At 72.1% G+C, this 24,206-nt stretch carries 27 protein-coding genes; 14 read left to right on the top strand and 13 right to left on the bottom strand.

Translation table 11 applies throughout. The features are described 5' to 3' along the window. Positions 1 to 661 precede the first annotated feature (661 nt). From trxA to V6U90_RS20690, 3 genes are all read left to right on the top strand, one after another. Positions 662 to 1,024 carry a thioredoxin gene (gene trxA / locus V6U90_RS20700; RefSeq protein WP_334439115.1) on the top strand — a complete coding sequence of 121 codons (363 nt, stop codon included), beginning with the start codon at positions 662 to 664 and terminating at the stop codon, positions 1,022 to 1,024. Between the two features lie 161 nt (positions 1,025 to 1,185). Next, complete coding sequence (locus V6U90_RS20695; protein WP_334439112.1) at positions 1,186 to 1,623, top strand: hypothetical protein; 438 nt, start codon at positions 1,186 to 1,188, stop codon at positions 1,621 to 1,623. After that, positions 1,608 to 2,558, top strand: coding sequence for an HTTM domain-containing protein (locus tag V6U90_RS20690; protein ID WP_334439109.1), 951 nt, complete (start codon positions 1,608 to 1,610; stop codon positions 2,556 to 2,558). The genes V6U90_RS20695 and V6U90_RS20690 overlap by 16 nt, the downstream gene beginning before the upstream one ends. Here V6U90_RS20690 and V6U90_RS20685 read toward each other — a convergent pair. Beyond that, a complete protein-coding gene (locus tag V6U90_RS20685) occupies positions 2,525 to 2,944 on the bottom strand; it encodes a thiol-disulfide oxidoreductase DCC family protein (RefSeq protein ID WP_334439106.1) in 420 nt (139 codons plus the stop codon). The genes V6U90_RS20690 and V6U90_RS20685 overlap by 34 nt on opposite strands. A gap of 78 nt (positions 2,945 to 3,022) precedes the next feature. On the opposite strand from V6U90_RS20685, the gene V6U90_RS20680 reads away from it, so the two are divergent. Both V6U90_RS20680 and V6U90_RS20675 read left to right on the top strand, forming a co-directional pair. Further along, complete coding sequence (locus V6U90_RS20680) at positions 3,023 to 4,069, top strand: Rv2578c family radical SAM protein (protein WP_334439103.1); 1,047 nt, start codon at positions 3,023 to 3,025, stop codon at positions 4,067 to 4,069. 26 nt (positions 4,070 to 4,095) lie between these two features. Beyond that, a complete protein-coding gene (locus V6U90_RS20675) occupies positions 4,096 to 4,503 on the top strand; it encodes a CoA-binding protein (protein ID WP_334439101.1) in 408 nt (135 codons plus the stop codon). 553 nt (positions 4,504 to 5,056) lie between these two features. Here V6U90_RS20675 and V6U90_RS20670 read toward each other — a convergent pair. Then, a complete protein-coding gene (locus tag V6U90_RS20670) occupies positions 5,057 to 6,253 on the bottom strand; it encodes an acyl-CoA dehydrogenase family protein (RefSeq protein ID WP_334439098.1) in 1,197 nt (398 codons plus the stop codon). A gap of 152 nt (positions 6,254 to 6,405) precedes the next feature. Then, complete coding sequence (locus V6U90_RS20665; protein WP_334439095.1) at positions 6,406 to 7,212, bottom strand: SDR family NAD(P)-dependent oxidoreductase; 807 nt, start codon at positions 7,210 to 7,212, stop codon at positions 6,406 to 6,408. Positions 7,213 to 7,328: 116 nt separating this feature from the next. On the opposite strand from V6U90_RS20665, the gene V6U90_RS20660 reads away from it, so the two are divergent. Beyond that, positions 7,329 to 7,967: a DUF4190 domain-containing protein gene (locus V6U90_RS20660; RefSeq protein WP_334439092.1), complete on the top strand. Its 639-nt coding sequence runs from the start codon at positions 7,329 to 7,331 to the stop codon at positions 7,965 to 7,967. Positions 7,968 to 8,043: 76 nt separating this feature from the next. Here V6U90_RS20660 and V6U90_RS20655 read toward each other — a convergent pair whose 3' ends face one another. Continuing rightward, a complete protein-coding gene (locus tag V6U90_RS20655) occupies positions 8,044 to 9,000 on the bottom strand; it encodes an HpcH/HpaI aldolase/citrate lyase family protein (RefSeq protein WP_334439089.1) in 957 nt (318 codons plus the stop codon). A gap of 109 nt (positions 9,001 to 9,109) precedes the next feature. On the opposite strand from V6U90_RS20655, the gene V6U90_RS20650 reads away from it, so the two are divergent. Continuing rightward, a complete protein-coding gene (locus tag V6U90_RS20650) occupies positions 9,110 to 9,937 on the top strand; it encodes an SDR family NAD(P)-dependent oxidoreductase (protein ID WP_334439169.1) in 828 nt (275 codons plus the stop codon). Here V6U90_RS20650 and V6U90_RS20645 read toward each other — a convergent pair. Beyond that, positions 9,832 to 10,836: a DMT family transporter gene (locus tag V6U90_RS20645; RefSeq protein WP_334439087.1), complete on the bottom strand. Its 1,005-nt coding sequence runs from the start codon at positions 10,834 to 10,836 to the stop codon at positions 9,832 to 9,834. The genes V6U90_RS20650 and V6U90_RS20645 overlap by 106 nt on opposite strands. A 108-nt stretch (positions 10,837 to 10,944) precedes the next feature. On the opposite strand from V6U90_RS20645, the gene V6U90_RS20640 reads away from it, so the two are divergent. Then, entirely contained in the window at positions 10,945 to 11,643 is a 699-nt protein-coding gene (locus V6U90_RS20640; protein ID WP_334439085.1) for an HAD family hydrolase, read from the top strand. A gap of 88 nt (positions 11,644 to 11,731) precedes the next feature. Here V6U90_RS20640 and V6U90_RS20635 read toward each other — a convergent pair whose 3' ends face one another. Both V6U90_RS20635 and V6U90_RS20630 read right to left on the bottom strand, forming a co-directional pair. Further along, positions 11,732 to 12,274, bottom strand: a complete 543-nt coding sequence (locus V6U90_RS20635) for a hypothetical protein (protein WP_334439084.1) — start codon at positions 12,272 to 12,274, stop codon at positions 11,732 to 11,734. A 28-nt stretch (positions 12,275 to 12,302) separates the two neighbouring features. After that, positions 12,303 to 13,172, bottom strand: a complete 870-nt coding sequence (locus tag V6U90_RS20630) for a PhzF family phenazine biosynthesis protein (RefSeq protein WP_334439083.1) — start codon at positions 13,170 to 13,172, stop codon at positions 12,303 to 12,305. Positions 13,173 to 13,205: 33 nt separating this feature from the next. Here V6U90_RS20630 and V6U90_RS20625 point away from each other — a divergent pair, with 33 nt between their 5' ends. The 3 genes from V6U90_RS20625 to V6U90_RS20615 all read left to right on the top strand — a co-directional run bounded on the left by V6U90_RS20625 (position 13,206) and on the right by V6U90_RS20615 (position 16,493). Beyond that, positions 13,206 to 14,537, top strand: a complete 1,332-nt coding sequence (locus V6U90_RS20625; RefSeq protein WP_334439082.1) for a magnesium transporter MgtE N-terminal domain-containing protein — start codon at positions 13,206 to 13,208, stop codon at positions 14,535 to 14,537. Then, positions 14,530 to 15,144, top strand: coding sequence for a DUF1003 domain-containing protein (locus V6U90_RS20620; RefSeq protein WP_334439080.1), 615 nt, complete (start codon positions 14,530 to 14,532; stop codon positions 15,142 to 15,144). The genes V6U90_RS20625 and V6U90_RS20620 overlap by 8 nt, the downstream gene beginning before the upstream one ends. A 200-nt stretch (positions 15,145 to 15,344) precedes the next feature. Next, the gene (locus V6U90_RS20615) at positions 15,345 to 16,493 is read left to right on the top strand and encodes an Mrp/NBP35 family ATP-binding protein (RefSeq protein ID WP_334439077.1); all 1,149 of its coding nucleotides are present in this window, start codon (positions 15,345 to 15,347) and stop codon (positions 16,491 to 16,493) included. A 59-nt stretch (positions 16,494 to 16,552) separates the two neighbouring features. On the opposite strand, the gene V6U90_RS20610 is transcribed toward V6U90_RS20615, so the two are convergent. Together V6U90_RS20610 and V6U90_RS20605 are read right to left on the bottom strand one after the other, a co-directional pair. Further along, on the bottom strand, positions 16,553 to 16,978 hold the full coding sequence (locus V6U90_RS20610) for a preprotein translocase subunit TatB (RefSeq protein ID WP_334439075.1): 426 nt from the start codon (positions 16,976 to 16,978) through the stop codon (positions 16,553 to 16,555). 94 nt (positions 16,979 to 17,072) lie between these two features. Then, the gene (locus V6U90_RS20605) at positions 17,073 to 18,416 is read right to left on the bottom strand and encodes a S1C family serine protease (protein WP_442933634.1); all 1,344 of its coding nucleotides are present in this window, start codon (positions 18,414 to 18,416) and stop codon (positions 17,073 to 17,075) included. Positions 18,417 to 18,767: 351 nt separating this feature from the next. Between V6U90_RS20605 and V6U90_RS20600 the strand changes: the two genes are divergently transcribed. Beyond that, complete coding sequence (locus tag V6U90_RS20600) at positions 18,768 to 19,355, top strand: O-methyltransferase (RefSeq protein ID WP_334439167.1); 588 nt, start codon at positions 18,768 to 18,770, stop codon at positions 19,353 to 19,355. Positions 19,356 to 19,358: 3 nt separating this feature from the next. Here V6U90_RS20600 and V6U90_RS20595 read toward each other — a convergent pair whose 3' ends face one another. Then, the gene (locus tag V6U90_RS20595) at positions 19,359 to 20,840 is read right to left on the bottom strand and encodes a leucyl aminopeptidase family protein (protein ID WP_334439070.1); all 1,482 of its coding nucleotides are present in this window, start codon (positions 20,838 to 20,840) and stop codon (positions 19,359 to 19,361) included. Positions 20,841 to 20,993: 153 nt separating this feature from the next. Beyond that, positions 20,994 to 21,161, bottom strand: a complete 168-nt coding sequence (locus V6U90_RS20590) for a DUF3117 domain-containing protein (protein ID WP_007455245.1) — start codon at positions 21,159 to 21,161, stop codon at positions 20,994 to 20,996. 189 nt (positions 21,162 to 21,350) lie between these two features. Between V6U90_RS20590 and V6U90_RS20585 the strand changes: the two genes are divergently transcribed. Together V6U90_RS20585 and V6U90_RS20580 are read left to right on the top strand one after the other, a co-directional pair. Next, positions 21,351 to 22,169: a PaaX family transcriptional regulator gene (locus V6U90_RS20585; RefSeq protein WP_334438948.1), complete on the top strand. Its 819-nt coding sequence runs from the start codon at positions 21,351 to 21,353 to the stop codon at positions 22,167 to 22,169. A gap of 3 nt (positions 22,170 to 22,172) precedes the next feature. Beyond that, the gene (locus V6U90_RS20580) at positions 22,173 to 22,964 is read left to right on the top strand and encodes an enoyl-CoA hydratase/isomerase family protein (RefSeq protein ID WP_334438946.1); all 792 of its coding nucleotides are present in this window, start codon (positions 22,173 to 22,175) and stop codon (positions 22,962 to 22,964) included. 31 nt (positions 22,965 to 22,995) lie between these two features. On the opposite strand, the gene V6U90_RS20575 is transcribed toward V6U90_RS20580, so the two are convergent. After that, on the bottom strand, positions 22,996 to 23,580 hold the full coding sequence (locus tag V6U90_RS20575) for a hypothetical protein (protein ID WP_334438943.1): 585 nt from the start codon (positions 23,578 to 23,580) through the stop codon (positions 22,996 to 22,998). Next, the gene (locus V6U90_RS20570) at positions 23,577 to 24,200 is read right to left on the bottom strand and encodes a DNA-3-methyladenine glycosylase I (RefSeq protein WP_334438941.1); all 624 of its coding nucleotides are present in this window, start codon (positions 24,198 to 24,200) and stop codon (positions 23,577 to 23,579) included. The genes V6U90_RS20575 and V6U90_RS20570 overlap by 4 nt, the downstream gene beginning before the upstream one ends. Between the last annotated feature and the right edge of the window lie 6 nt (positions 24,201 to 24,206).

The raw sequence follows: 24,206 nt of genomic DNA, 5'->3' as shown, positions 1-24,206 counted from the left end.
CTCCACGGCGATGAAGTGAGGCACAGCATGCCTTACCGCTGGTTAAGGCCGGAGTGTGGGCGCCGACGGACGCGAGATGTCACAGCGGGGCCGGTGTCGCCGCGCCGTCGCGTCGAACCGGTCACACCGACGTGGGCACCGGGTCGCCGCCCGGTCATGGCACGGGCGGAACGGGTACTGGTCCGAGGGGCATGATCCGGGGCCGGAGTCGACTCATCCGGGGCCGGACGCAATGAGCGGCGGGGCCCTCCCCGGCACCCGCCGCCCACGCTCTGATGCATGTGATTCTGCCGCACCGAAGGGGCTGCCAGGAAGACTTATGACAGAGACCGAGGTCACATTTATCATTTTGTAACAGCACTCAGCGTAGTCACGCTCTCGCCAAATATCGATCAAGGCACGCCAGATCACCCCTCGTCAACCCCAGATTCCCCAGGTTGACGAGACCGTGACCTCACCGGACCCTGGAAGCGCTCCCATCACCACCTGTCACGCAACTGCAGGATGCAATTGCAGATTGCGTCGATCACACCGACCGAGGATCATCGATGAACATGAGCAACTTCACCCGGCCGGGGTTTGGATTGCGGCAGGGCGGGAATTCCCCGGGTTCCGACCTGGTTCCATCGACGTAGGCAACCTACGGTGATCGGAGAGAGCAATGGCAACCGTTGAGCTGACCTCGGCGAACTTTGACGAGGTGACGAGCCGGGACGGGATCGTCCTGGTCGACTTCTGGGCCGAGTGGTGCGGGCCCTGTAAGCGGTTCGCCCCGGTCTATGAGCGCTCCTCCGAGAAGCACCCGGACATCGTCTTCGGCAAGGTGGACACCGAGGCCCAGCAGGAACTCGGCGCGAAGTTCGACATCCGGTCCATCCCGACCATCATGGCCATCCGGGACGGCGTGATCGTGTTCGCGCAGCCCGGCGCGCTGCCCGAGTCGGCCCTGGAGTCGGTCATCTCGCAGGTTGAGGCCCTGGACATGGACGACGTACGGAAGAAGTTGGCCGGCCACAAGCACTGAGCAGTTCCCGACCGCGCCGGTTGGGCCCACCCGGGCCCGACCGGCGCGGTCGCGTTTCCGGGTTACTGACCGGCTTCCCCGGGGACTGACCGGACGTACCACAACGAATAGGCGGGAGTGGGACTCCCGCAGCGGTGCATATCGCGTATGGTCGCCAGCCGATGGACATGTTGACGACCCGGGGTCGCGCCGTCCGGCTGGTCGCCACCGCCGTCGGCGCGGCACTGCTGCTCGCCGGCACCTTCTGGGGCACGGACGACCACTTCCCGTTCGGGCCGTTCCGGATGTACTCGACCTCCAACCCCGCCAACCAGCCCGCCCCGGACACCCGGGTGGAGGGGGTGGACCGCGCCGGGTCGGTGGTCGCGCTGGACGAACGGCGTACCGGCATCCGACGGGCCGAGATCGAGGGGCAGCAGGACCGGTACGCCGCCGAGCCGGAACTGCTGCGCGAGGTCGCCGAGGCGTACGCCGAACGCAACCCGGCAGCGCCGGCGCTGGTCGAGGTCCGCGTGGTCGTCCGGTGGCACGGGATCCGGGACGGCCGACCCACCGGCCGGTTCCACGACGAGACGGTGGTGTCGTGGCGGGCGCCGTGACCAGCGTCGGCCGGTGGCTGACCGAGGCGGTACCACGTGGCCGGGTGGCCGCCTTCCGCACCCTGGTCTACCTCTTCGTCGCCGCCGACCTGGTGATCTTCACCCCGTGGGTACGGACCCGCGCGGACGTCCCCGGTGAGCTGTACCAGCCGCTGCTCATCGGCCGGATCCTGCCGCTGCCCACCCCGACCCCGCTCCTGGTCCACACGATCTTCTGGGTCCTGCTGGGTGCCGCCCTGCTCGCCGCGACCGGCCGCGCCCCACGGGCACTCGGCTGGCCGGTCTTCCTGCTCTATCTGGAGTGGATGATCATCGCGATGAGCTACGGCAAGGTCGACCACGACCGGTTCGGCCTGCTCGTCGCCTTGGCGGTACTGCCGACCGTCGGGGCCGCCCGGCACGGTGACCGGACCCGCACCGAGGCGGGCGGCTGGGCGCTGCGGGTGACCCAGATCGCGGTGATCTGCACGTACTTCCTGGCGGCCTGGGCGAAGCTGCGCTTCGGGGGCCTGGAGTGGATGACCGGCTCGGTGCTGGCCCGCGCCATCCTCCGGCGCGGCACGGATCTGGCGGACCTGATCGCCGGGGTGCCGTACCTGCTCATCGTGGCCCAGTTCGGCATCATGGCGTTCGAGCTGTCCAGCCCGGTGGTCTTCGTCCTCCGGGAGCGGTGGCGGCACCTGACGATCGGCTTCTTCTACTCGTTCCACCTGGTCACCATGGCGACGATCACCATCTCGTTCGCGCCGCATCTGATCGCGATGACCAGCTTCCTGCCGTTGGAACGGGTCCGGCCCCTGCACTGGCTGCGACAGGCCCGGTCACCCCGGTCCGCTGCGGCGCCACCCGGCCCGGTGGACCCGCCCGCCCCGCAGCCGGCGGGTCAGGTCGACGACACCGGTCAGGTGGTACCCGGCCGCCCGGTGGGGCCGTAGAGGCGCTCCCGGGCCTCCTGCGGCAGCGCACAGGCGGCCGTACCGCCCGGCATGCGGTGCCGGTTGCGGGCCACCCAGCGGTACGCAGGCCAGGCCAGCAGGCGTACCGGCGGGAACCGCAGCACTCCACCGGCGGCCCGCCAGAGTGGACCGCTGTCGCCGAGCAGGCGGGCGATGGCGTCCGGGCCGGCGGCGCGCCGCCCGTCCACCCCGACCCACTGGACCGCCTGCTCGCACTCCTCCTCGGTCAGCCCGAGGTCGGCGAGGTCGGCGAACTGCCAGGGCACCACCCGGGCGCGGGTGGGGATCCGCCGCTCGACGAAGTTGGCGCAGCTGGTGCAGAACGCGCAGTCTCCGTCGTAGACGAAGGTGCCGGTGCTGGTCATGCCTCCATCCTGCCCCGTCCGGGGGAACGGCGCCGCACCGGCTTGCACTTCTGTCGTACGCGTGTTCGAATATGGGCCATGCGCTGGGAACACCTGACCGCTCCCCCGGTCGACGGAGTTCCCCGGACGGCAGCGCCAGCGGCACCACTCCTGCCGCTGGCGCTGCCCGGCGCGACCGTCCGGACCTTCGACACCCCGGGCTTCGCCGGCATGACGTTCTACGAGGTCCGGGCAAAGTCGATCATCAACCGGGTGCCCGGCACCTCCCAGGTCCCGTTCGAGTGGACCATCAACCCCTACCGGGGGTGCAGCCATGCCTGTGTCTACTGCTTCGCCCGCAACACACACACCTGGCTCGACCTGGACGCCGGCGCCGACTTCGACCGGCGGATCATCGTCAAGGTCAACGCGGGGGAGCTGATCCGCCGGGAGCTGGCCGCGCCCCGGTGGCGCGGTGCGCCGGTCGCGATGGGCACCAACGTGGACTGTTACCAGCGCGCCGAGGGCCGTTACCGGCTCATGCCGGAGATCCTCAGGGCGCTGCGGGACTTCGCCAACCCGTTCTCCATCCTCACCAAGGGCACCCTGATCCTGCGGGATCTCCCGCTGCTGCGACAGGCCGCCGAGGTCACGCGGGTCGGGTTGTCGTTCTCGGTCGGCTTCGTCGACGAGGCCCTGTGGCGCACGGTCGAGCCGGGCACGCCGAGCCCGCGTCGCCGGTTGGCCGCCGTCCGCATGCTCAGCGACGCCGGGTTCGACGTCGGGGTGCTGATGGCACCCGTCCTGCCCGGCCTGACCGACACCGACGACTCGATCGAGGAGACGGTGGCCGCGATCGCTGCCGCCGGGGCGACCGGTGTGACGCCACTCGCGCTGCATCTGCGCCCCGGCGCCCGGGAGTGGTACGCCGCGTGGCTGGCCCGGGAGTTCCCCGGGCTGGTTCCCCGCTACCGGGAGCTGTTCCGGGGCGGCTCCTACCTGCCGGCGACGTACCAGCGGGAGCTGACCGCCCGGGTCCGGATCGCGGCCCGCCGGTACGGCCTGCCCCGCCCCGGGGCCACCCCGACCCGCCCGACACCGGCCGCCCCGCCCACGTCGGTGAACGAACAGCTCACCCTGCTCTGAGCGGTCCCCGGCGGTAGAGTCGCGGGGTGCGTACCGCGAAGCAGATCCTCACCCGGACCGCCACGATCGCGGTGGTGGGTGCGTCCCGCGATCCGCGCAAGCCGGCGCACAGCGTCCCGTTGCAGATGCAGCGGTTCGGTTGGCGGATCATTCCGGTCAACCCGACCGCCGACGAGCTCTTCGGGGAGCGGGTCTACCGGTCCCTGGCCGACATCCCGCACCCGGTGGACCTGGTCAACGTCTTCCGGCCCGCCGAGGACGCTGTCGAGGTGGTCCGGCAGGCGGTGGCGATCGGCGCGCCGGCCGTCTGGCTCCAGCTCGGCATCGTCTCGGCGGAGGCCCGCCGGATCGCCGAGGAGGCCGGGCTGGACTACGTCGAGGACCGGTGTCTGGTGGTCGAACGGGCCACCACCGGCCTGACCCGGCTGCCCTAGGGCCACCCGGGCCTTATCGCGCACGGCAGCACGACCAGCGTCCCGGTATCGGGTGACGGTTTGGCGGCTGACGGCTGACGGCTGACGGCTGACGGCTGACGGCGACGGTCATCAACTTCGGCGCTGTCGAGCTGCTCCGTTTACGCGTGCAGCGGGCCCAAGCCAACCAGCCGCCACCCCGGACCCGTCCTCAGCACCACCCGGACCCGTCCCGCAGCACCCCCGGCACACCGCCACACGCTCCAACCACCACGCAACCCGGTGACCACACCCGCCACGCCACTCGGCACAAGACCACGCCACTCGGCACAGACCACGCCACTCGGCACAGACCACGCCACTCGGCACAAGGCCACGTCACTCAGCGCAGACCACGCCACTCGGCCACTGAACCGACTGCAACCCCCGGCACACGCGCCGCACACCGCCGCGCCGCACACCGCCGCGCCGCCCGGCGTCCGCCGACTGCTCCGTCTGCGCCAGCAGCTCGACAGCGTCCGGTACGCCCACCGCCCCATGCGGCGGCGCACCGGACGCCCACCGGCCACCACGATCAGAGCTTGTACTCCTTGAGCAGACCCCGGGAGATGATGGTCTTCTGGATCTCCGAGGTGCCCTCCCCGATCAGCAGGAACGGTGCCTCCCGCATCAGCCGCTCGATCTCGTACTCCTTGGAGTAGCCGTAGCCGCCGTGGATGCGGAAGGCTTCCTGCACCACCTCGGCGCAGTACTCGGACGCGAGCAGCTTGGCCATCCCGGCCTCGACGTCGTTGCGCTGCCCGGCGTCCTTGAGCCGGGCGGCGTTGACCATCAGGGCGTGCGCCGCCTCGATCTTCGTACCCATCTCGGCGAGCTTGAACGCGATGGCCTGGTGCTTCGCGAGCGGCTGGCCGAAGGTGCGGCGCTGCTGCGCGTAGGCGATGGCCAGCTCGAAGGCCCGGATGGAGATGCCGCAGGCCCGGGCGGCCACGTTGACCCGGCCGACCTCGATGCCGTCCATCATCTGGTAGAAACCCCGGCCCAGGTTCTCCGGCCCGCCGAGGACCGCCGACTCCGGGACGGTAACCCCGTCGAGCACCATCTCGGTGGTCTCGACGCCCTTGTAGCCCATCTTGTCGATCTTGCCGGGGATGGTGAGCCCGGGTGCGGTCTCCCCGAAGCCGGGCTCCTTTTCCAGCAGGAAGGTGCTCATGTTGCCGTAGACCGAGTCGGCGCCGGTGTCGGTCTTGACCAGGGTGGCCACCACCGAGGAGTACGCGCCGTTGGTGAGCCACATCTTCTGCCCGTTGAGCACGAAGGTGTCGCCGTCGCGGACCGCCCTCGACCTGATCGCCGAGACATCCGATCCGCACTCCGGCTCGGACATGGAGAAGGCGCCGCGTACCTCGCCGGTGGCCATCCGGGGCAGCAGCGACGCCTTCTGCTCGGCCGAGCCGTGCTGGGAGATCAGGTACGCCACGATGAAGTGGGTGTTCACGATGCCGGAGATGGACATCCAGCCCCGGGACAGTTCCTCGACCACCAGGGCGTAGGTCAGCAGCGACTCGCCGAGCCCGCCGTACTCCTCGTCGATGGTGAGACCGAACAGCCCCATCTCCCGCATCCCGTCGAGGATGTCCGTGGGGTACTCGTCGGCGTGCTCCAGCCGCTGGGCGTGCGGGATGATCTCCTTGTCGGCGAACTCCCGTACAGTCTCCAGGATCGACCGCTGCACGTCGGTCAGGCCGGGGGTCTGGGCGAGTCGGGCCATCGCAGCCTCCGTGATCGGCACACCTACTGATCGGTAACTAATCGTTCGGTAAGTATCGACCCACGGCCCGGCCAGGCCAAGGTGACCAGTCCACACACCCACTGTGAAAAGGTTCACCGCCGAGAGGGGCCGGCGCGACCCGCTCGGAGCAACTAGCGGAACTGCGCCTCCCGGACACTGTTGCCGCCATCGACCACCAGCATCTGCCCCGTGATGTAGGACGCGGCCGGAGAGCAGAGGAAGGCGATCGCTGCCGCCACCTCGTCCGGCGTACCCGGCCGGCCGACCGGGGTACCCAGCCCCTGCTTGATCTCCGCCATGGTGGAGGCCGCCGTGTAGATGGTGCCCGGCGCCACCGCGTTGACCGTCACTCCGTCGGCGATCATCTCCATGGCCAACGCCCTGGTCAGCCCCACCACCCCGGCCTTCGCCGCCGCGTACGCCGCCTCGGTGGGCAGCGCGTTGATCGGGCCGGCGGTCGCCGCGAGGTTGACGATCCGCCCCCAGCCCCGCTCCGCCATGCCGCCGATGAACGCCCGGCTGCACAGAAAGGCGGTGTTCAGGTTCCGGTCGATCTCGCCGCGCCACTCGTCGTACGTCAACTGCCCCACCGGGCGCAGCACCTCCGGACTGGCCCGGCTCGCCAGTCCCGCGTTGTTGACCAGCACCTCCACCTCGCCGAGCTGTTCGGTGATCGCATCGGCCAGCGCACCCACCTCGGACTCGTCGGTCAGGTCGGCGACGAACCCGGTCGCCCCCAGCTCACCGGCCCGCTCGTGGATCCGCCGAGTGGTGGAGACGATCGCGACCCGGGCTCCCAGGTCGACCAGTCGTCGTGCCGTCGCGTAACCGATGCCGTCGCTGCTGCCCGCCCCGGTGACCAGCGCAACGCGCCCGTCCAGTCGGGAGGTGACCGGCTCGGCCACCGGGACCGCCTCGTCGCGTACGTCGAATCCCATGCCGTGATCCTGCCCGCTGGACCACTCCCCGGCAATGAAGTGCACCGGCGGGGCGGACCCGCTGGTCGATCGTGACTACCCTGACGGCGCAACCCTGCGTACGACGGAGAGACCTGATGACCTATCCCCCTCCACCCGGCGACCCGAGTTCGCCGGCCCCGTTCGGCCAGCCCGCCGGCCCCCCGCCCGACCCGACCCTGCCGTACGGCGGCACGCCGGTCTCCGGCCAACCGGGCGGCGAGGCGTACCCGGGCTACGGCCAGCCGGCGGCGAACCCGTACCCCGGTTACGGAGCCCCGGCCATACCTGCGCCGGACTACGGCACTCCCGCGCCTGCTCCGGGCTACGGGGCTCCCCCACCGGCTCCCGGCTACGGGGCACCGACCCCCGACCCGTACGCGCCGGCCGGCTACGGCCCGCAGCCGGGTTACCCGGTGTACGGCTACGCCCCGGCCCCGCAGACCAACGGCCTCGCCATCGCCTCGATGGTGGTGTCGATCGTCTCCTTCGTCGGTCTCTGCGGCTACGGCCTCGGCGGCTACCTGGGCATCCTCGGCGCGATCCTCGGCCACGTGGCCAAGCGGCGGATCAAGGAGAAGGGCGAGAGCGGCGACGGGATGGCGCTCGCGGGCATCATCATCGGCTGGATCTGCACCGTCATCGCGGTACTCGCCACCATCGCCATCGTGTTCTTCATCGTCTGGGCGGCCAACCAGGACCCGTCCAGCTACGACGGCGGCACCACCGTCGACTGACCTGCGCCGCCCGGACCTGCGCCGCCGCGTGGATCCGGGGCCCGGTGACCGGGCCCCGGCACCACGCCGGGCGGGGTCAGCCGGCCGGCGGCGTGAAGGTCGACGTGCGGGTCATCCCGGCGGCCCGGCCCTTGGCGGCGACCACCAGCGCCATCTTGCGGGACGCCTCGTCGATCATCTCGTCGCCGAGCATCACCGCGCCGAGCTTCCCGCCCGCCTCCGAGGTGTAGTACTCGTACGCGTCGAGGATCAGTTCGGCGTGGTCGTAGTCGGCCTGGGCGGGCGAGTACACCTCGTTGGCGGCCTCGATCTGCCCCGGGTGCAGCACCCACTTGCCGTCGAAGCCCAGCGCCGCCGAGCGCTTCGCCACCTCACGGAACCCGTCGGTGTCCCGGATCTGCAGGAACGGCCCGTCGATCGCCTGCTTGTCGTGCATCCGGGCGGCCATCAGGATGCGCATCAGGATGTAGTGGTAGGGGTCACCCGGGTAGTCCGGGATCAGGGCGCCGACCACCAGTGACCTCATGTTGATCGAGGCCATGAAGTCGGCCGGGCCGAAGATGATCGTCTCGACCCGGGGCGAGGCGGCGGCGATCGCGTCCACGTTGACCAGACCGGCGGCGTTCTCGATCTGCGCCTCGATGCCGATCCGGCCGACCTCCAGGCCCAGGGTCTTCTCGATCTGGGTCAGGGTCAGGTCGAGCCACTGCACCTGGGCGGCGTTCTGCACCTTGGGCAGCATGATGCAGTCGAGGTTGGCGCCGGCCCCCTCGACCACCTCGATGACGTCCCGGTAGGTCCACGGCGTGGTCAGGTCGTTGACCCGGACCACCCGGGTCTTGCCGGCCCAGTCACCCTCGTTGAGCGCCGCCACGATGTTCTTCCGCGCCTCCGGCTTGGCCAGCGGCGCGACCGCGTCCTCCAGGTCGAGGAAGACCTGGTCGGCGGGGAGGCCCTGGGCCTTGCCGAGCATCTTCACGCTCGATCCGGGGACGGCGAGGCAGGACCGGCGGGGGCGCCCGACTGCGGCCATGACGGCTCCTTCCAGGGTCCGCACCCACACGGCCGGGACGGACTTAACGATCGCAAAGGTGATGGTGACGCCACGGTAACCTCACGCCATGACCGGGGAGAACGAGGCTGTGGAAGATTTCACTGGGCGACGCCGGGTGGTGGTGACCGGGGCCAGTTCCGGTATCGGACTGGCCGCCGCCGTCGAGCTGGCGCGGCGTGGCGACCAGGTGACGCTGGTCGGGCGGGACCCGGCCCGGCTCACCGCCGCCGCCGACCGGGTACGCGAGGCGAGCGGCGAGCGGCCGGACCTGTTCCGGGCCGACTTCGCGGTGCTCGACGACGTACGCCGGCTGGCCGGGGAGTTGCGGGCCGCGTACGACCGGATCGACGTGCTCGCCAACAACGCCGGGGCGATCGTGCTGGCGCCGGTGACCACCGTCGACGGGTACGAGCTGACCATCCAGGCCAACCACCTGGCGCCGTTCCTGCTGACCCACCTGCTGCGGGACCGGGTGGGGCGGATCGTCAACACCGCCTCCGCGGCGCACCGCAGCGGTGCGCTCGACCCGGACGACCTGAACGCCCCGCTGCGCCGGTACCGGTCGATTTCGGCGTACGGCACCAGCAAGCAGGCGAACATCCTCTTCACCGCCGAGGCGGCCCGGCGCTGGCCGGAGCTGCCGTCGTGCTGCTTCCACCCCGGGGTGGTGCGCACCCGGTTCGCCAACGACAACCGGATCGTGGCGTTCGGCATGCGCTTCGCACCGTTCCTGCGTACCCCGGAACAGGGCGCGGCGACCCTGGTCTGGCTCGCCACCCAGGACCCGTCCCGCCTGGTCGACGGGGGTTACTACCTCGATCGGCGGCCGCGCCGGCCGCTGCCGAAGGCCAATGATCCGGCGCTGGCCGCCCGGCTCTGGGCGGCCAGCGTCCGGGCGCTCGGGCTGCCGGGCTGACGCCGGGCACCGCCGAGTAGGACCACGGCCACGCCGACGAGCAGCAGCCCCAGACCGGGCAGCGCCCACGGCCGGGGTGTCTGGTCCAGCCAGAGCCAGGCGATCAGGGCCGCGCCCGGTGCCTCCAGCAGGGCCAGCACGCTGACCGTGGTCGCCGACATCCGGTGCAGCGCGTAGTTGAACATCGAGTGCCCGAGGAGCTGCGCCCCGACCACCAGACCGAGGATGGCCAGCCAGGTGGCGTCGTCGAAGCCGGTGAGCGGTACCCCGCCGACCAGGCAGACCAGTAGCAGGAGCAGCGCGCAGACGCCGTAGCAGACAGTGGTGTAGGTGGTGGTGCTCAGGCTGGTCCGGGCCCGCTCGCCGAGGGCGGTGTAGACGGCTGCCGCGACGGCCCCGCCGATCGCGAGCAGGTCACCGAGGAACGCCCGGGGATCCGTCCGGAGGTCTGCCCCGGTGGCCACCAGCGCGCCCAGCACCGCGAGCCCGATGCCGGCCCAGACCACCGGCGGGGGTCGTCGGCCCTGCCCGAGAGCGATCAGGCCCTGCCAGACCGGTTGGGTGGCGACCAGTCCGGCGGCGGTGGCCACCGAGGTCAGCTGGGTACTCGGCATCCAGGTGGCGAAGTGCACGGCCAGCGCGGCCCCGGCCAGGGCGCTGTAGCCGGCCTGCCGGCGCCCGTCGCCGTGCCGCAGCGCGGCGAACTCGTCCCGCCGTCTGGTCAGGGAGTACGGCCCGATCACCGCCACGGCGAGCGCGTTGCGCCAGAACGCGATCGCCAGGGCCGGTGCGGCGGCGAAGGCGATCAGCGGGGCCGAGGAGGAGACGGCGGCGACCGCCAGGACGACCGCTGTCGACGTCAGCGGGTCGAGCGGCGCTCTGAGCTGGGGCGGGGGCACGGGGCGTAATCCTGACAGAGCATGGGGCAGCACAGAACGTCAACATCCCATTACGATCATCGCGTCCACGTGCCGGTGCTCCCCCACCCGCTCTGGAGGCGCTCCACCATGCCCGCATACCGTGCGGTCCTGTTCGACTTCTTCGGCACCCTCACCCGCTCGGTGCAGCGCAGTTCGGCGCACACCACCGTCGCCGACCTGCTCGGCTGCCCGGCCGACCTGCTGGCCGACCTGCTCGACCGGTCGTACTACCTGCGGGCCAGCGGCCGGCTCGGCAATCCGGAGGACACCCTGCGCTGGGTCTGTGAGCAGGCCGGGGCGTATCCGTCGGCAGCGGAGCTACGGGCAGCGGTGAACGCCCGGCGTGCGGCGGTGGCGAGCGACACCCGGCTGCGCCCGGACGCGGTGACCGCCCTGCGCGGGCTACGCGACCGGGGCGTACGTACCGCCCTGGTCAGCGACTGCACCCACGAGTTGCCGGCCGTGCTGCCGAAGCTGGCGGTCGCGCCACTGCTCGACGTGTGGGTGTACTCGGTCGAGGTAGGGCGCTGCAAACCCGATCCGGCGATGTACCTGACCGCCTGCGGGCGGCTCGGGGTGGCCCCGGACGACTGCCTCTACGTCGGTGACGGTGGCAGCCAGGAGCTGAGCGGGGCGCAGCGGACCGGGATGACCGCCGTTCAGCTCGCCGCCCCAGACCTGGCCGGGCATCTGGCCTTCAACGTGGACCGGTCCTGGCAGGGCCGGGTCCTGCACTCGCTGAGCGAGGTGGTCGATCTGGTCGACCACACCCCGGAACTGGTCTGATCCGGGCCCGGCATGCCGGGCAGCGGGGCCGGCGGGTGCCGGCCAGCAGGGCGTCCGGGTGCCGGCCAGCGTGGCCTCCGGGTGCCGATCAGCGGGGCCGGCGGACCCGGTGCAGCCGGAACGGCCGGCGGGTCGCCCGGACCGCCGGACTGTCCCGGGGCGGTTCGGCGAGCGAGTCCGCCGGTAGCGACTCCCCCGCCGAGGGGGTGCCGGCCGGGGTCAGCCGGTTCAGCGCGCAGTCGGCCGCGATCCAGCGTTCGACCAGCTCGGCCGGGCTGCCCGGGGCGTTGAGCCGCTTCGTGGCGACCAGCAGGGCCTGCACCGTCCACTCCTCGCTGTCCGGCTGGACCCGGCTGACCCGGGCCGGCCAGGTGACGATCCGGCCGCCGTGGTCACCCCGGAGGGTGACCTGCGCGGTCGCCGCTTCGGCCAGGCCGGGCGCGGACTGCTCGCCCGGGCCGCTGACCAGGTAGAGCGCGCCGTCCAGTGGTACGCACCAGAGGGCGAGCTGCGGACCGCCCGCGACGCTCACCCAGGCCACTGCCGCCTTCTTGATGGCCTCCTCGACCAGCGGCGTCGTCGACCCGTCGGCCGGTGTCGTCGTCGCCGACCCGGTCACCTCATCCGTCATACGGGCATCCTCCCCGAGACCGGCCCGGTCAGCCTACGAACGGGGGTACGACGATCTCCCCCCGGGCGACCGGCACCACCGCACCGGCCACGGTCGCGCCCAGGACCGATCCGTCGCCAGCGGTGACCGTGCAGGTCAACTCGGACGGGCGGTTGATTTCCACGCCCTGCCGGACCAGGTAGTCCGACCGCCCGTCACCGGGCAGCAGCCCGCTGGCGACCAGCCACACCCCCAGGCCCAGGGCGGCCGACCCGGTCGCCGGATCCTCCGGCACCCCCTCACCCGGCACGAAGACCCGGGCGTGCGCGGTTTGCCCGACCGAATCCCAGGAGAAGACGCTGACATGCTCGACTCCGTAACGGGCGGCAGCCGCCGTGTCCAACCGCGCCCGGATCACCGCGTCCACCGTCACCGGCAGGTACGGGAACTCCAGTCCGCAGCCGGCGACCCGGGGCGGGGGCCCGCTGTGGTCGGCGACGGACAGACCGACCACCTCCAGCAACGGTTCGGGGTCCAGTTCGGGCCCGAGGGTGGGTGCGCCACCGGTCAGGGTGGCGCGGTTTCCGTCGACCTGTACCGGCAGCAGACCGGCGCCACACTCCTGGGTCACCTGTCCCGCCGGGAACAGGCCACGCCGGACCGCGGTGACCGCGGCTCCGACGCTGGGATGGCCGGCGAACGGCAGCTCACGTACGGTGGTGAAGATCCGCGCCCGGTAGGTGGCGCCCGCCTGGGTCGCCGGCAGGACGAAGACGGTCTCGGAAAGGTTGAACTCCACCGCGAGCTGCTGGAGCTGTGAGGCGGCCAGCCCTTCGGCGCCGAACACGACGGCGAGCGGGTTACCGGCGAACGGGCGGTCGGTAAAGACGTCCACGATCTCGTAGGACAAGGTCGACATGTTGATAAACCCTAGGCGCTTAGGCTGGTTCCTGTGACCACGCCGACCCGGGTGTACATCGCCCGACTCGCTTCCGTCGCCGTCTTCGACCCCAACGGTGACCAGGTGGGCCGGGTCCGGGACGCGGTGGCGCGGATCCGCCCGACCAACCGGCCGCCGGAGGTGGTGGGGCTGGTCGCGGAGATGCCGATGCGGCGGCGCATCTTCCTGTCCATCAACCGGATCATCTCCATCGATCCGGAGGCGGTGGTGCTCGGTACCGGGACGCTCAATCTGCGCCGGTTCGAGAAGCGCCCCAACGAGTTGCTGGTCCTGTCGGATCTGCTCGACCGCCGGGTGCAGGTCGAACCCGGCGGGAAGTCGGGCACCGTGGTCGACGTGGCGATGGAACGCAACCGCAGCGGCGAGTGGTCCCTGACCCGGGTCGCGGTACGCGAGCAGGCCGGCCGGCTCAGCCGTCGGGGACACCTGCACCAGGCCGAGTGGGAGAAGGTACGTGGGCTCAGCGGGATGGGCGACACCCGGGGCACCGCCAACCTGCTCGCCGTCCTGGAGGACATGCGTCCGGCCGACCTCGCGAACGCGTTGCAGGATCTGCCGGACAGCCGGCGCAACGAACTGGCGGCGGCCCTGGACAACGCCCGCCTGGCCGATGTGCTCAGCGAGCTGCCGGAGCACGACCAGGTGGAGATCCTCGCCGGGCTGGACCGGGAACGGGCCGCCGACGTGCTGGAGGAGATGGATCCGGACGACGCCGCCGATCTGCTCAACGAGCTACCCCCGCCGGAGCAGGACGTGCTGCTGGACCTGATGGAGCCGGACGAGGCCGACCCGGTGCGCCAGCTCTTGAAGTACACCCCGGGTACGGCCGGCAGCGTGATGACCTCCGAGCCGGTGATCCTGCCGCCGGACGCCACCGTCGCCGAGGCGCTGGCCCGGATCCGGGAGCCGCAGCTCTCCCCGGCGGTCGCCGCGCAGGTCTTCGTGACCCGCGCGCCGATGACCACCCCCACCGGCCGGTACCTGGGCATGGTGCACTTTCAGCGACTGCTCCGGGAGCCACCGGCGGATCTGCTCGGCGGGGTGGTGCTCAACGACATCGACCCGCTTCAGCCGAACACCCCGCTACCGGAGATCACCCGCCGGATGGCCACCTACGACCTGGTCGCCATGCCGGTGATCGACTCGGCGAACCGGCTGGTCGGGGCGGTCACCGTGGATGACGTCCTGGACCATTCGCTGCCCCGGGACTGGCGGGACCGGGACGCGCCGGCCCGGGGGATCAGCGAGACCCCGGCCGGCGGTGCCTCGGCCGGTCATCCCGTGCCCCGTCGGGAGCCGCTGACCGGGGGCGTTGATGGTTGATCCGAGGCGGGCGGGCCGGCTGGACCAGCCGCGCGAGCCCCGGCGGCTCCGGCTGCCCCGCTTCGATCCGGAGGCGTTCGGGCGGTGGTCCGAGGGGATCGCCCGGGGCATGGGTACGGCCAACTTCATCGTCTACATGACGGTGGTGATCCTGGCCTGGTTCGCCTGGAACACCCTCGCGCCGGCCGAGCTGCGCTTCGACCCGTACACCTTCACGTTCCTGACCCTGATGCTGTCGTTGCAGGCCTCCTACGCGGCGCCGCTGATCCTGCTGGCGCAGAACCGGCAGGCGGACCGGGACCGGCTCGCGCTGGAGGAGGACCGGCGGCGGGCCGCCCTGCAGAAGGCGGACACCGAGTACCTGGCGCGGGAGATCGCGGCGCTGCGGATCGCGATGGGTGAGGTCGCCACCCGGGACTTCCTCCGCTCGGAGCTGGCCCGGTTGGCGGAGGAACTGGACGAGGCGAACCAGCGGCGGCAGCGGCTGGAGCGCCGCCAGCACGAGCGGCCCGGTCAACGGGTGGCGGCGGAGACCGGCGACGCCGACGGGCCGGGGCGGGCGCTGGACGAGCCCCGCGACGATCTGGACGGCGACGGGCCGGCATGAGCCGCCGCGCGCCTCAAGGGGCCAGGCGCGCGGCGACCATAACGATCGTCGCACCCGGAGGGTACGGCGTCCAGGGCTAAAGCCGCATTTCCCTCTCGTTGGGTCGAGCCCGACGGTTCACCACTAATGCCGCATCGATTGCCTCACATCGGCCCCTCTGCCCCCCGGTGGGCAACCGGCCCCGACGTAGCATTGCGGTCATGTCAGCACCCGTCAGCACCGTCAACGACGCCGTCCAGGCCGCCCTGGCCACCGTCGACGATCCGGAGATCCGCCGGCCCATCACCGAACTCGGCATGGTCCGCTCCGCCGTGGTCGGCGACGACGGCGTGGTACGGGTGGAGCTGTTGCTCACCGTCGCCGGCTGCCCGCTCAAGGACAAGCTGCGCACCGACATCACCGCTGCCGTCGGCGCGGTGCCCGGGGTCACCGGGGTGGAGATCGAGTTCGGGGTGATGAGCCCGGAGCAGCGGCAGTCGCTCCAGGCGAAGCTGCGCGGCGGGGCCGCCACCGAGGAGCCGGTCATCCCGTTCGCCCAGCCGGGCTCCCGGACCCGGGTGTACGCCGTGGCCAGCGGGAAGGGCGGGGTCGGCAAGTCCAGCGTGACCGTCAACCTGGCCGCCGCGCTCGCCGCGAAGGGGCTCTCGGTCGGTGTGGTGGACGCGGACATCTACGGCCACTCGGTGCCCCGGATGCTCGGCGCGGACGGCCGGCCCACCCGGGTCGAGGACATGATCATGCCGCCGCAGGCGCACGGCGTGAAGGTGATCTCCATCGGCATGTTCACCGCCGGCAACGCGGCGGTGGTCTGGCGCGGGCCGATGCTGCACCGGGCGTTGCAGCAGTTCCTCGCCGACGTTTACTGGGGCGAGCTGGACGTCCTCCTGCTCGACCTGCCGCCGGGTACCGGTGACGTGGCCATCTCGCTGGCCCAGTTGCTGCCCAACGCGGAGATCCTGGTGGTGACCACTCCGCAGGCCGCTGCCGCGGAGGTCGCCGAGCGGGCCGGTGCCATCGCCCTGCAGACCCACCAGCGGCTGGTCGGCGTCATCGAGAACATGTCCTGGCTGGAGCTGCCCGACGGCACCCGGATGGAGGTCTTCGGTGCCGGTGGCGGGGCCACCGTCGCCGAGTCGCTGACCAAGGTCGTGGGCGCCCAGGTGCCGCTGCTCGGCCAGGTCCCGCTGGACACCCGGGTACGCGAGGCCGGCGACAGCGGTACCCCGATCGTGCTCACCGAGCCGGACGCGCCGGCGGCGGCGGCGCTGCGTCAGGTCGCCGACCGGCTGGCCGTACGACGTGAGTCGCTGGTCGGCAAGCCGCTGGGACTCACGCCCGCCGGTCGCTGACCCCGGGTCCCCCGGCGGCGGGGCCGGTTCGCCGCCCGGGACCGGTACGCCCCGGTGGATCAGGTGGCGTCGAGGTCGTACGAGCGGGTACGCGGCCGGGGCGTCTCGACCGCCTCGGTGGGCCCGGCGGCCGGGGCCGGCCGGCGGATGTCGGCAGCCGCCGCGACGTCCTTCAGCTCCCCGTGCACACCCTTGACGTCGGCGCGGAGGTTGTCGTAGACGCCCTGCAACGGCTTGCGGATCGCCGCCTCGTCCTCCTCGCTGAGCAGGTGCTTGCGGATGAACGCCTTCGGGTGCAGATCCTCCAGCTGGATGTCGGTGCCCAGCTCCCGACTGAGGTCGCCGGTGGCGTTGGTCGCCATCCGGCGCAGGTTGCGCAGCAGCCGGAGGCCGTCACCGATCACCGTCGGCAGCCGGTCGCCGAAGATGAGCAGAGCCAGCAGCAGGAGCGCTCCGATCTCCCACCAGTTCAGGTTGTCGAGCACGCGGGCAGCCTCCTCGTCGGCATCCAGCCAAGAGTACGCACGAGACGGCCCGGTCCGGGAGGGGGCGGCCAGGGCTTTACCCGCCGGACGCCGGCTATTTCACATCGGCTGCCAGGGTCACCGAGGTGTTCTGCCGGTCCGATCCCCGGCGGTACTCCACGGTGACGACCGAGCCGGGGGCGTGCTTGCGGACCAGGGCGATCAGGTCGCTCGGCTCCGCCAACGGGCGGCCGGCCAGCCGGAGGATCACGTCCCCGGCGCGCAGGCCACCGGTCGCCGCCGGACCGGACGGCTCGACCGCCGACAGGCGTACCCCGGAGGCCGCCCCCGAGCCGGCGTCACCGACCGTGGCGCCGATGACGGTACGACGGGCCTTGCCGGTGTCGATGATGTCCTGGGTGATCCGTTTGGCCTGGTTGATCGGGATGGCGAAGGCAAGGCCGATGTTCCCCGCCTCCTCCGCGTCCGCCGCCAGGGACTTGATCACCGAGTTGACCCCGATCACCCGGCCGGCCCCGTCGACCAGCGGCCCGCCGGAGTTGCCCTGGTTGACCGCCGCGTCGGTCTGGATGGCCGCGTAGTAGCGGGTCGTGCCGCCCGGTTCGCCCGCCCGGATCGTCCGGTCGAGGGCGCTGACGATGCCGGCGGTGACCGTGTTGGCCAGGGAGAGCGGCGATCCGAAGGCGAGCACCGGGTCGCCGACCGCGAGCGCCTCCGAGTCACCGAACTCGACCGGGCGCAGGCCGGTCCGGGACACCTTGATCACCGCGATGTCGGACTCCGGGTCCTTGCCGACCACCGTCGCCGGGGCGGTGGAGCCGTCGTTGAAGGTCACCGTCGCCCGGCCGGAACTCACCTCGACCACATGATCGTTGGTGATCACGTAGCCGTCGGCGCTGGCCACGAAGCCCGAGCCGACGCTGGTGCCACCCCGGCCGCTGACCCGTACGGTCACCACGCTGGGCAGCACCCGCTCGGCGACACCGGCCAGCGAGTCGGGCCGGCGCTGGGCCGCCGCCGGTGCCTCACCGGGCTGGGCGCCGAGGGCCGTACCACCGCCAACCCCACCACGGACGGCGAAGGCGTAGCCGAGCGCACCGCCGAGCATCCCGGCCAGCAACGCGGTGACCAGGGAGATCAGGAAGACCGGACCGAGCCGCCGGCTGGTGGGCGCGTCCGGGTCCTGGACCGGCTCGGGCTCGGCGGTCCCGCCGGCCGGGGCCGCCTGGAGCACCAGGGCGGTCGGGGCGTGCGGGTCCCGCCAGGGGTCGGCGAGAGCGTCCGACCACCAGGGGGAGCCCGGGGCGCCCACGTCCGTCGAGGGGCCACCTCGTGTCGTGGCGGTCGCCGTCGTCGGAACCGGCTGCCCCGCACGGACCGGCGGGTACGCCGGTGCCGGGGTCCCGCCGGGCTGGCGCCAGTTCCAGCCGTCGGTCACGTCCAGTGCCTCCCAGTCCGTCCCGGAAACCGTCCACCGCATCATCGACTACCGCCGCATCACGGTTCCCGTCCCGTCTCCAGGATTGCACGGGCGGCCGGACGGGGTCAGCGGTTACGACCGCCGACCGCCGACCGCCGGACGGGTCAGCGGCTGCGACCTGGGACCGCCACCTCTAGGCTCTTACCGGCAAACCCGCCCCCGCCGCGCTCCGCGCCGGTACCTGCCCGCGCCACGCGTGCCGGTGTCCGGTGTCCGCGCCGCGTCTCGCCCTGGAGGTGCCCCATGGTCACCGTCGCCAGTTCCCTCGCCGCGACGAACGCCCAGGCAGCGCAGTTCGTCGAAGCCTACGTGCCCGAGGACCTCGTGCTCCGTACCGCCCGCAGCCTCGCCAAGGAGGTCGGCCTGACCCCGGTCACCCCCTCCTCCGGGGCGACACTGCGGTTGCTGGCCGCCGCCGGCAGCGCCCGGGCCGTGGTGGAGATCGGCACCGGTACCGGGGTGAGCGGGGTGTGGCTGCTCCGCGGTATGCGGGCGGACGGCGTACTCACCACGATCGACGTGGAGGTGGAGCACCAGCGGATCGCCCGGCGGATCTTCGTCGAGGCGGGCTTCCCGCCGGGGCGTACCCGGATCATCACCGGCCGGGCGCTGGACGTGCTGCCCCGGCTCGCCGACGGCGCCTACGACCTGGTCTTCGTGGACGCCGAGGTGGCCGAGTTCAGTGCCAGCGTGGACGCCGCCCGGCGGCTGCTCCGCCCGGGCGGGGTGCTCGCGGTCAACGGGGCGTTCGCGGGCGGCCGGATCGGCGATCCGGCCGCCCGGGACGTCGAGACGGTGACCGTACGCGAGACGGTGAAGGCGATCCGGGAGTCGGAGGAGTGGGTGCCGGCGCTCCTTCCGGTCGGCGCCGGGCTGCTCGCCGCCGTCCGCTGCTGACCGTCAGTCGAGGGTGGCCAGCCAGCGCAGCAGCGAACGGACCCCCCAACCGGTGGCGCCCCGGGCCAGTTCCCGGTGGTCGCCCTCGGCCCAGGACGGTGCGGACATGTCGATGTGCAGCCACCGGTCCCGCAGGTCGCCGGTGAACTCCCGCAGGTAGAGCGCGGCCAGCGTGGACCCGGCGCCCTGGGTCGGCGCGCTGTGCAGGTCGGCCAACTCGCTGCCGAGGTACTCGACGTAGTCGGCGGTGAGCGGCATCCGCCAGGCGTACTCGCCGGCCTCGGCGATCGCCGCCAGCATCTCCCCGGCCAGTTCGTCGTTCTCGCTGAACAGCGCGCCGGTGCGCTTGCCGAGGGCCACCGCGTTCGCCCCGGTCAGGGTGGCCAGGTCGATCAGGTAGTCGGGCGACAGCTCCTGCACCGCGTAGGCGAGGGCGTCGGCCAGTACCAGCCGGCCCTCGGCATCGGAGTTGGTGGTCTCGCTGGTGATGCCGCCGTAGTGCCGGATCACGTCACCGGGACGGAACGCGGCACCGCTGACCATGTTCTCGGCGAGCGGGGCCAGGGTGGTAATCCGTACCGGCAGGCCCAACGCGGCGGCGCCGAGGGTGGTGGCGAGCACGGCGGCGGCACCGCCCATGTCCTTGCGCATCAGCTTCAGGGCGTCCTTGGGCTTGATCGAGATGCCGCCGGTGTCGAAGGTGATGCCCTTGCCGACCAGCACCACGTGGGTACGCGCGCCCGGCGGCTGCCAGCTCAACTCGACCAGGCGGGGGCCCTGTGCGGAGCCACCCCCCACCGCCAGGATGCCCCCGAACCCCTCGGCGGCCAGTTCGTCCGGTTCACGCACCCGAACGGTGAGGTGCTCGACGCCCGCGGCGGCCGAGACGATCTGGTCGGCGAACCAGGCCGGGCTCTTCAGCGACGACGGGGTGTTGGTCAGGTCCCGGGCAAAACGGGTCATCCGGGCGGTGGTGACGGCGGTCTCCACCACGTCGGTGTACCCGGCCGGGTCGCCCACCGCCACGACCACCTCGGCCAGCGCCGACTCGTCCCCGGTGTGCTGCGCCATCCGGAACCGGTACGACGCCAGCAGCAGCCCCTCGGCCAGGCCCCGGATGGCAGCCGGTGGGACACCGTCGGGCAGGGCGATGGTGACCGAGGTCTCACGGGCGGCGGCCCGGGCCACCCCGGCACCGGCGCTCCGCCAGCCGGACTCGTCACCGTCACCGATCCCGACCAGCAGCAGCCGGCCGGGCTCACGCAGCGGGCGGAGGGAGAGCTGGGTCTCGCCGGCCCGACCGGTCAACGCGGCGGCGTCGACCAGGGCGGCGGCCTCCGCGACCAGTTCGTCGGGCAGACCCGGTCGGACGGGTCCGACGATTGCCGGGCTGTCGTCGCCGCCCTGCTGCGGGGCGGCGGGGCGGATGGGCAGGACGAGCGTGTCGAACCCGTCGGGCTCGGCTACGAGACGGATGGCGAGCACGCCGGCCGTACCTCCTGAAGTCGGGTGAAGGCGGGCCGCCGACCCCTCGGTCCTGGCGTCCACACCGGGTGAAAACCCCTGAGCCACCGGGGGGCCGGTGGCTCAGGGGTCACGAACGTCCGGGCGCCAACCGCCGCCCTCGCCGCTGGTTGGTCAGCCTGCGGCGGCCTTCAGCGCGTCACCGAGCGCGTTGGCCTCGTCGGGAGTCATCTCGACGACCAGCCGGCCACCGCCCTCCAGCGGAACCCGCATGACGATGCCCCGGCCCTCCTTGGTGACCTCCAGCGGACCGTCGCCCGTCCGCGGCTTCATCGCCGCCATGTTGTCTCCCCTCAGACCTACATCAGGGTTGGTGGGTTACCCCACAGCCACCTCATCCGTAACCACCGTCCGCGAACGAACGGTTCGACCAACGATTTTCCCTGATGAACACCGCCGGACCCAAACTGAACCAGCATTGATGTAACAGCATCTAGCATATCGCGGGAAGGCCTGTCACAATGTGCGGTCATGCAGGCACGGTCGGCACTCTTCGACCTGTACGGCGACTATCTTCGCCCCCGGGGCGGTCGCGCGCCGGTCGCCGCCTTGGTCAAACTCCTCTCGCCGCTCGGCATCGCACCACCGGCCGTCCGCACTGCGGTCTCCCGGATGGTCCGACAGGGCTGGCTCCACCCGCTCCGGCTGGCCACCGGACCGGGCTACTCGATCACGTCCAAAGCCTCCCGCCGGCTGGACGAGGCCGCCGCACGGATCTACCGGACCGGCCGGATCGGTTGGGACGGCCGGTTCGACCTGATCGTGCTCACCTCCACGGGCGCCCGCCGGGACCGGCAGCGGCTCGCCGCCGGCCTCGCCTTCCTCGGGTACGGCATGCTCGACGAGCAGACCTGGGTGGCCACCCGACCGGGCGAGGACATCGACGGGATGCTCACCGAGGCGGGGGTGCGCTACGAGCGGTTCACCGCCGCACACGCCGGTGGCACCTCCGGCGCGATGGAGGTGGTCCGCCGGGCCTGGGACCTGGCCGAGATCGGCCGGGCGTACGAGAGCTTCGTGGCCGAACAGCGTCCCCTGGTCGGCTCGGTCAACGGGCGCAGCTCGGACGAGGAGGCGTACGCCGTCCGGTTCCGACTCGTGCACGCATGGCGTACCTTCCTGTTCCGGGACCCGCAGTTGCCTCCGGCGCTGCTGCCCGAACGCTGGCCCGGCACCAGCGCGGCGAGCTTCTTCGACCGGCACGCCAACCGGCTGCGGCCGGCCGCTGACCGGTACGTCGAACAGTGCCTCGACGCCAGCAACCGCATCAGCCGACAGAAGGGCCGTTGATCCGTGACCGAGCCGTTACTCGTCGACCGCACCGATGCCGTCGTCACCCTGACCCTCAACCGGCCGGACGCAATGAACGCCCTCGACGTGGCCCTCAAGGAGGCGCTGCGGGACACCCTGGCCGAGCTGGAGACCGACCGGAGCTGCCGGGCCGTGGTGCTGGCCGGGACGGGCGGGTCGTTCAGCGCCGGTCAGGACCTGCGCGAGCACGTGACCACCCTGGAGTCGTCCGGCGCGGACCCGCTGGCCACCGTGCGCGCCCACTACAACCCGATCGCCGCCCGGCTGGCCAACCTGCCCAAGCCGGTGGTCGCCGCAGTACACGGCATGGCGGCCGGGGCCGGCGCGTCGCTCGCCTTCCTGGCCGATTTCCGGATCGGTGGGCCGAAGACCAGTTTCCTGATGGCCTTCGCCCGGGTCGGTCTGGCCGCGGACACCGGCGCGTCCTGGTCGCTGCCCCGGCTGGTCGGGCACGCCAAGGCCGTCGAGCTGCTGATGCTCGCCGAGCCGGTACGCGCCGAGGAGGCCCACCGGCTGGGCCTGCTCACCCGCCTGGTCGACGACGACGAGCAGGTGCTGCCCACCGCGCAGGAGCTGGCCGCCCGGCTGGCCGCCGGCCCGACCGTGGCGTACGGGGCGATCAAGCGCCAACTCTCGGTGGGTGATGCGGGCACCCTCTCCGAGGCGCTGGCTGCCGAGGCGCAGGCCCAGTCGATCTGCGGGGCGACCGCCGACCACCGGGCCGCCACCTTCGCCTTCGTCAACAAGGAGAAGGCGACCTTCCAGGGACGCTGACCCACCTTGACGGCCGATCCCCGACAGGAAATCAGTCGTCGTCCTCCTCCGGATCCTGGTTGGCCACCGCGCCGAGCACGAACGCCTGCATGGCCAGCTCGTCACCGGAGGGCGACACGAAGGCGGGCAGCTCGCGGGGGCCCAGCTCCAGCACGTACGACCAGAAGATCCGCGCCGCCTCGCCCGGGGAGGCCGCCTCGATCGGCAGGTTCACGCTGACCAGCCAGTCCCGGCGCTCGGGGGTGGGCCCGAGCCGGTCGGCCAGGGCGGTGAACACCGTGGCGTCGAGCGGGGTGACCGGCCCGGTGGCGGTGAGCCCGGCGGCCGGCAACGGGTCGTCGAAGGCCCGGCGGGTGTAGGTGACCACGAGCGGGGCCGGTACCTCCGCCGACTGCGGGTCGTCGGGGTCGTGCCCGTCGCCGGCCGACCGGGCCACCCGGCCGAGCGCCACCACCGAGGGCGGATCGTCCCCGACGGCCACCACGACGCCGTCACCGGGTCGTGGCCGGTCGCCACCGTCGAGCCCGGTCAGCTCCAGCGTCTCGTGGTGCACCAGCCGCTCGGCCTCGTGCCGGCCGGCGGGCAGCACCACCAGCCAGGCGTGCCGCCCGTTCATACCGCCGCCCCGTCCCGCCCAGTCATGGTGACCATCCCACCACGCGGGGCGGGCAGCTCGACGTGGCAGCCGTCCAGATGGTCGTCGACCATGCCGGTGGCCTGCATCAGGGCGTACGCCGTGGTCGGCCCGACGAACCGGAACCCGCGCTTCTTCAGCGCCTTGGCCAGCGCGGTGGATTCGGCGGTCAGCGCGGGCACCTCCGCGAAGGACCGGGGGCGGGCCGGGCGGGGCGGTGGCGCGAAGGACCAGAGCAGCGCGGAGAGCCCGTCGGGCAGGTCGAGTGCGGCCCGGGCGTTGGCGATGGCGGCCTCGATCTTGGCCCGGTTACGCACGATGCCCGCGTCACCGAGCAGCCGTTCGACGTCGGCCGGGCCGTAGCCGGCGACCTTCTCGATCCGGAACCCGTCGAAGGCGAGCCGGAAGGCGGCCCGCTTGCGGAGGATGGTGAGCCAGGAGAGCCCGGACTGGAACGCCTCCAGGGTCACCCGTTCGAAGAGCGCGTCGTCGCCACGCCGGGGCCGGCCCCACTCGTCGTCGTGGTACGCCATGTAGTCCACCGTGCCCGCCGACCAGCCGCAGCGGGGGCGCCCGTCAGCGCCGATCACCAGGTCCGTCACGGGTCC

The organism is Micromonospora sp. CPCC 206060 (genome assembly GCF_036906895.1).
In the GTDB taxonomy this organism is placed as follows: Bacteria; Actinomycetota; Actinomycetes; order Mycobacteriales; family Micromonosporaceae; genus Micromonospora.
The sequence above is the reverse complement of the archived record's forward strand: the minus strand, read 5'-3'. Positions and strand labels throughout refer to the sequence as shown.

Bases quoted from the DNA above. Each gene is read 5' to 3' on its own strand.
- trxA (WP_334439115.1), top strand. From the start codon at position 662: ATGGCAACCGTTGAGCTGACCTCGGCGAACTTTGACGAGGTGACGAGC.
- V6U90_RS20695 (WP_334439112.1), top strand. From the start codon at position 1,186: ATGGACATGTTGACGACCCGGGGTCGCGCCGTCCGGCTGGTCGCCACC.
- V6U90_RS20685 (WP_334439106.1), bottom strand. From the start codon at position 2,944: ATGACCAGCACCGGCACCTTCGTCTACGACGGAGACTGCGCGTTCTGC.
- V6U90_RS20680 (WP_334439103.1), top strand. From the start codon at position 3,023: ATGCGCTGGGAACACCTGACCGCTCCCCCGGTCGACGGAGTTCCCCGG.
- V6U90_RS20670 (WP_334439098.1), bottom strand. From the start codon at position 6,253: ATGGCCCGACTCGCCCAGACCCCCGGCCTGACCGACGTGCAGCGGTCG.
- V6U90_RS20665 (WP_334439095.1), bottom strand. From the start codon at position 7,212: ATGGGATTCGACGTACGCGACGAGGCGGTCCCGGTGGCCGAGCCGGTC.
- V6U90_RS20660 (WP_334439092.1), top strand. From the start codon at position 7,329: ATGACCTATCCCCCTCCACCCGGCGACCCGAGTTCGCCGGCCCCGTTC.
- V6U90_RS20655 (WP_334439089.1), bottom strand. From the start codon at position 9,000: ATGGCCGCAGTCGGGCGCCCCCGCCGGTCCTGCCTCGCCGTCCCCGGA.
- V6U90_RS20640 (WP_334439085.1), top strand. From the start codon at position 10,945: ATGCCCGCATACCGTGCGGTCCTGTTCGACTTCTTCGGCACCCTCACC.
- V6U90_RS20635 (WP_334439084.1), bottom strand. From the start codon at position 12,274: ATGACGGATGAGGTGACCGGGTCGGCGACGACGACACCGGCCGACGGG.
- V6U90_RS20630 (WP_334439083.1), bottom strand. From the start codon at position 13,172: ATGTCGACCTTGTCCTACGAGATCGTGGACGTCTTTACCGACCGCCCG.
- V6U90_RS20620 (WP_334439080.1), top strand. From the start codon at position 14,530: ATGGTTGATCCGAGGCGGGCGGGCCGGCTGGACCAGCCGCGCGAGCCC.
- V6U90_RS20615 (WP_334439077.1), top strand. From the start codon at position 15,345: ATGTCAGCACCCGTCAGCACCGTCAACGACGCCGTCCAGGCCGCCCTG.
- V6U90_RS20590 (WP_007455245.1), bottom strand. From the start codon at position 21,161: ATGGCGGCGATGAAGCCGCGGACGGGCGACGGTCCGCTGGAGGTCACC.
- V6U90_RS20585 (WP_334438948.1), top strand. From the start codon at position 21,351: ATGCAGGCACGGTCGGCACTCTTCGACCTGTACGGCGACTATCTTCGC.
- V6U90_RS20575 (WP_334438943.1), bottom strand. From the start codon at position 23,580: ATGAACGGGCGGCACGCCTGGCTGGTGGTGCTGCCCGCCGGCCGGCAC.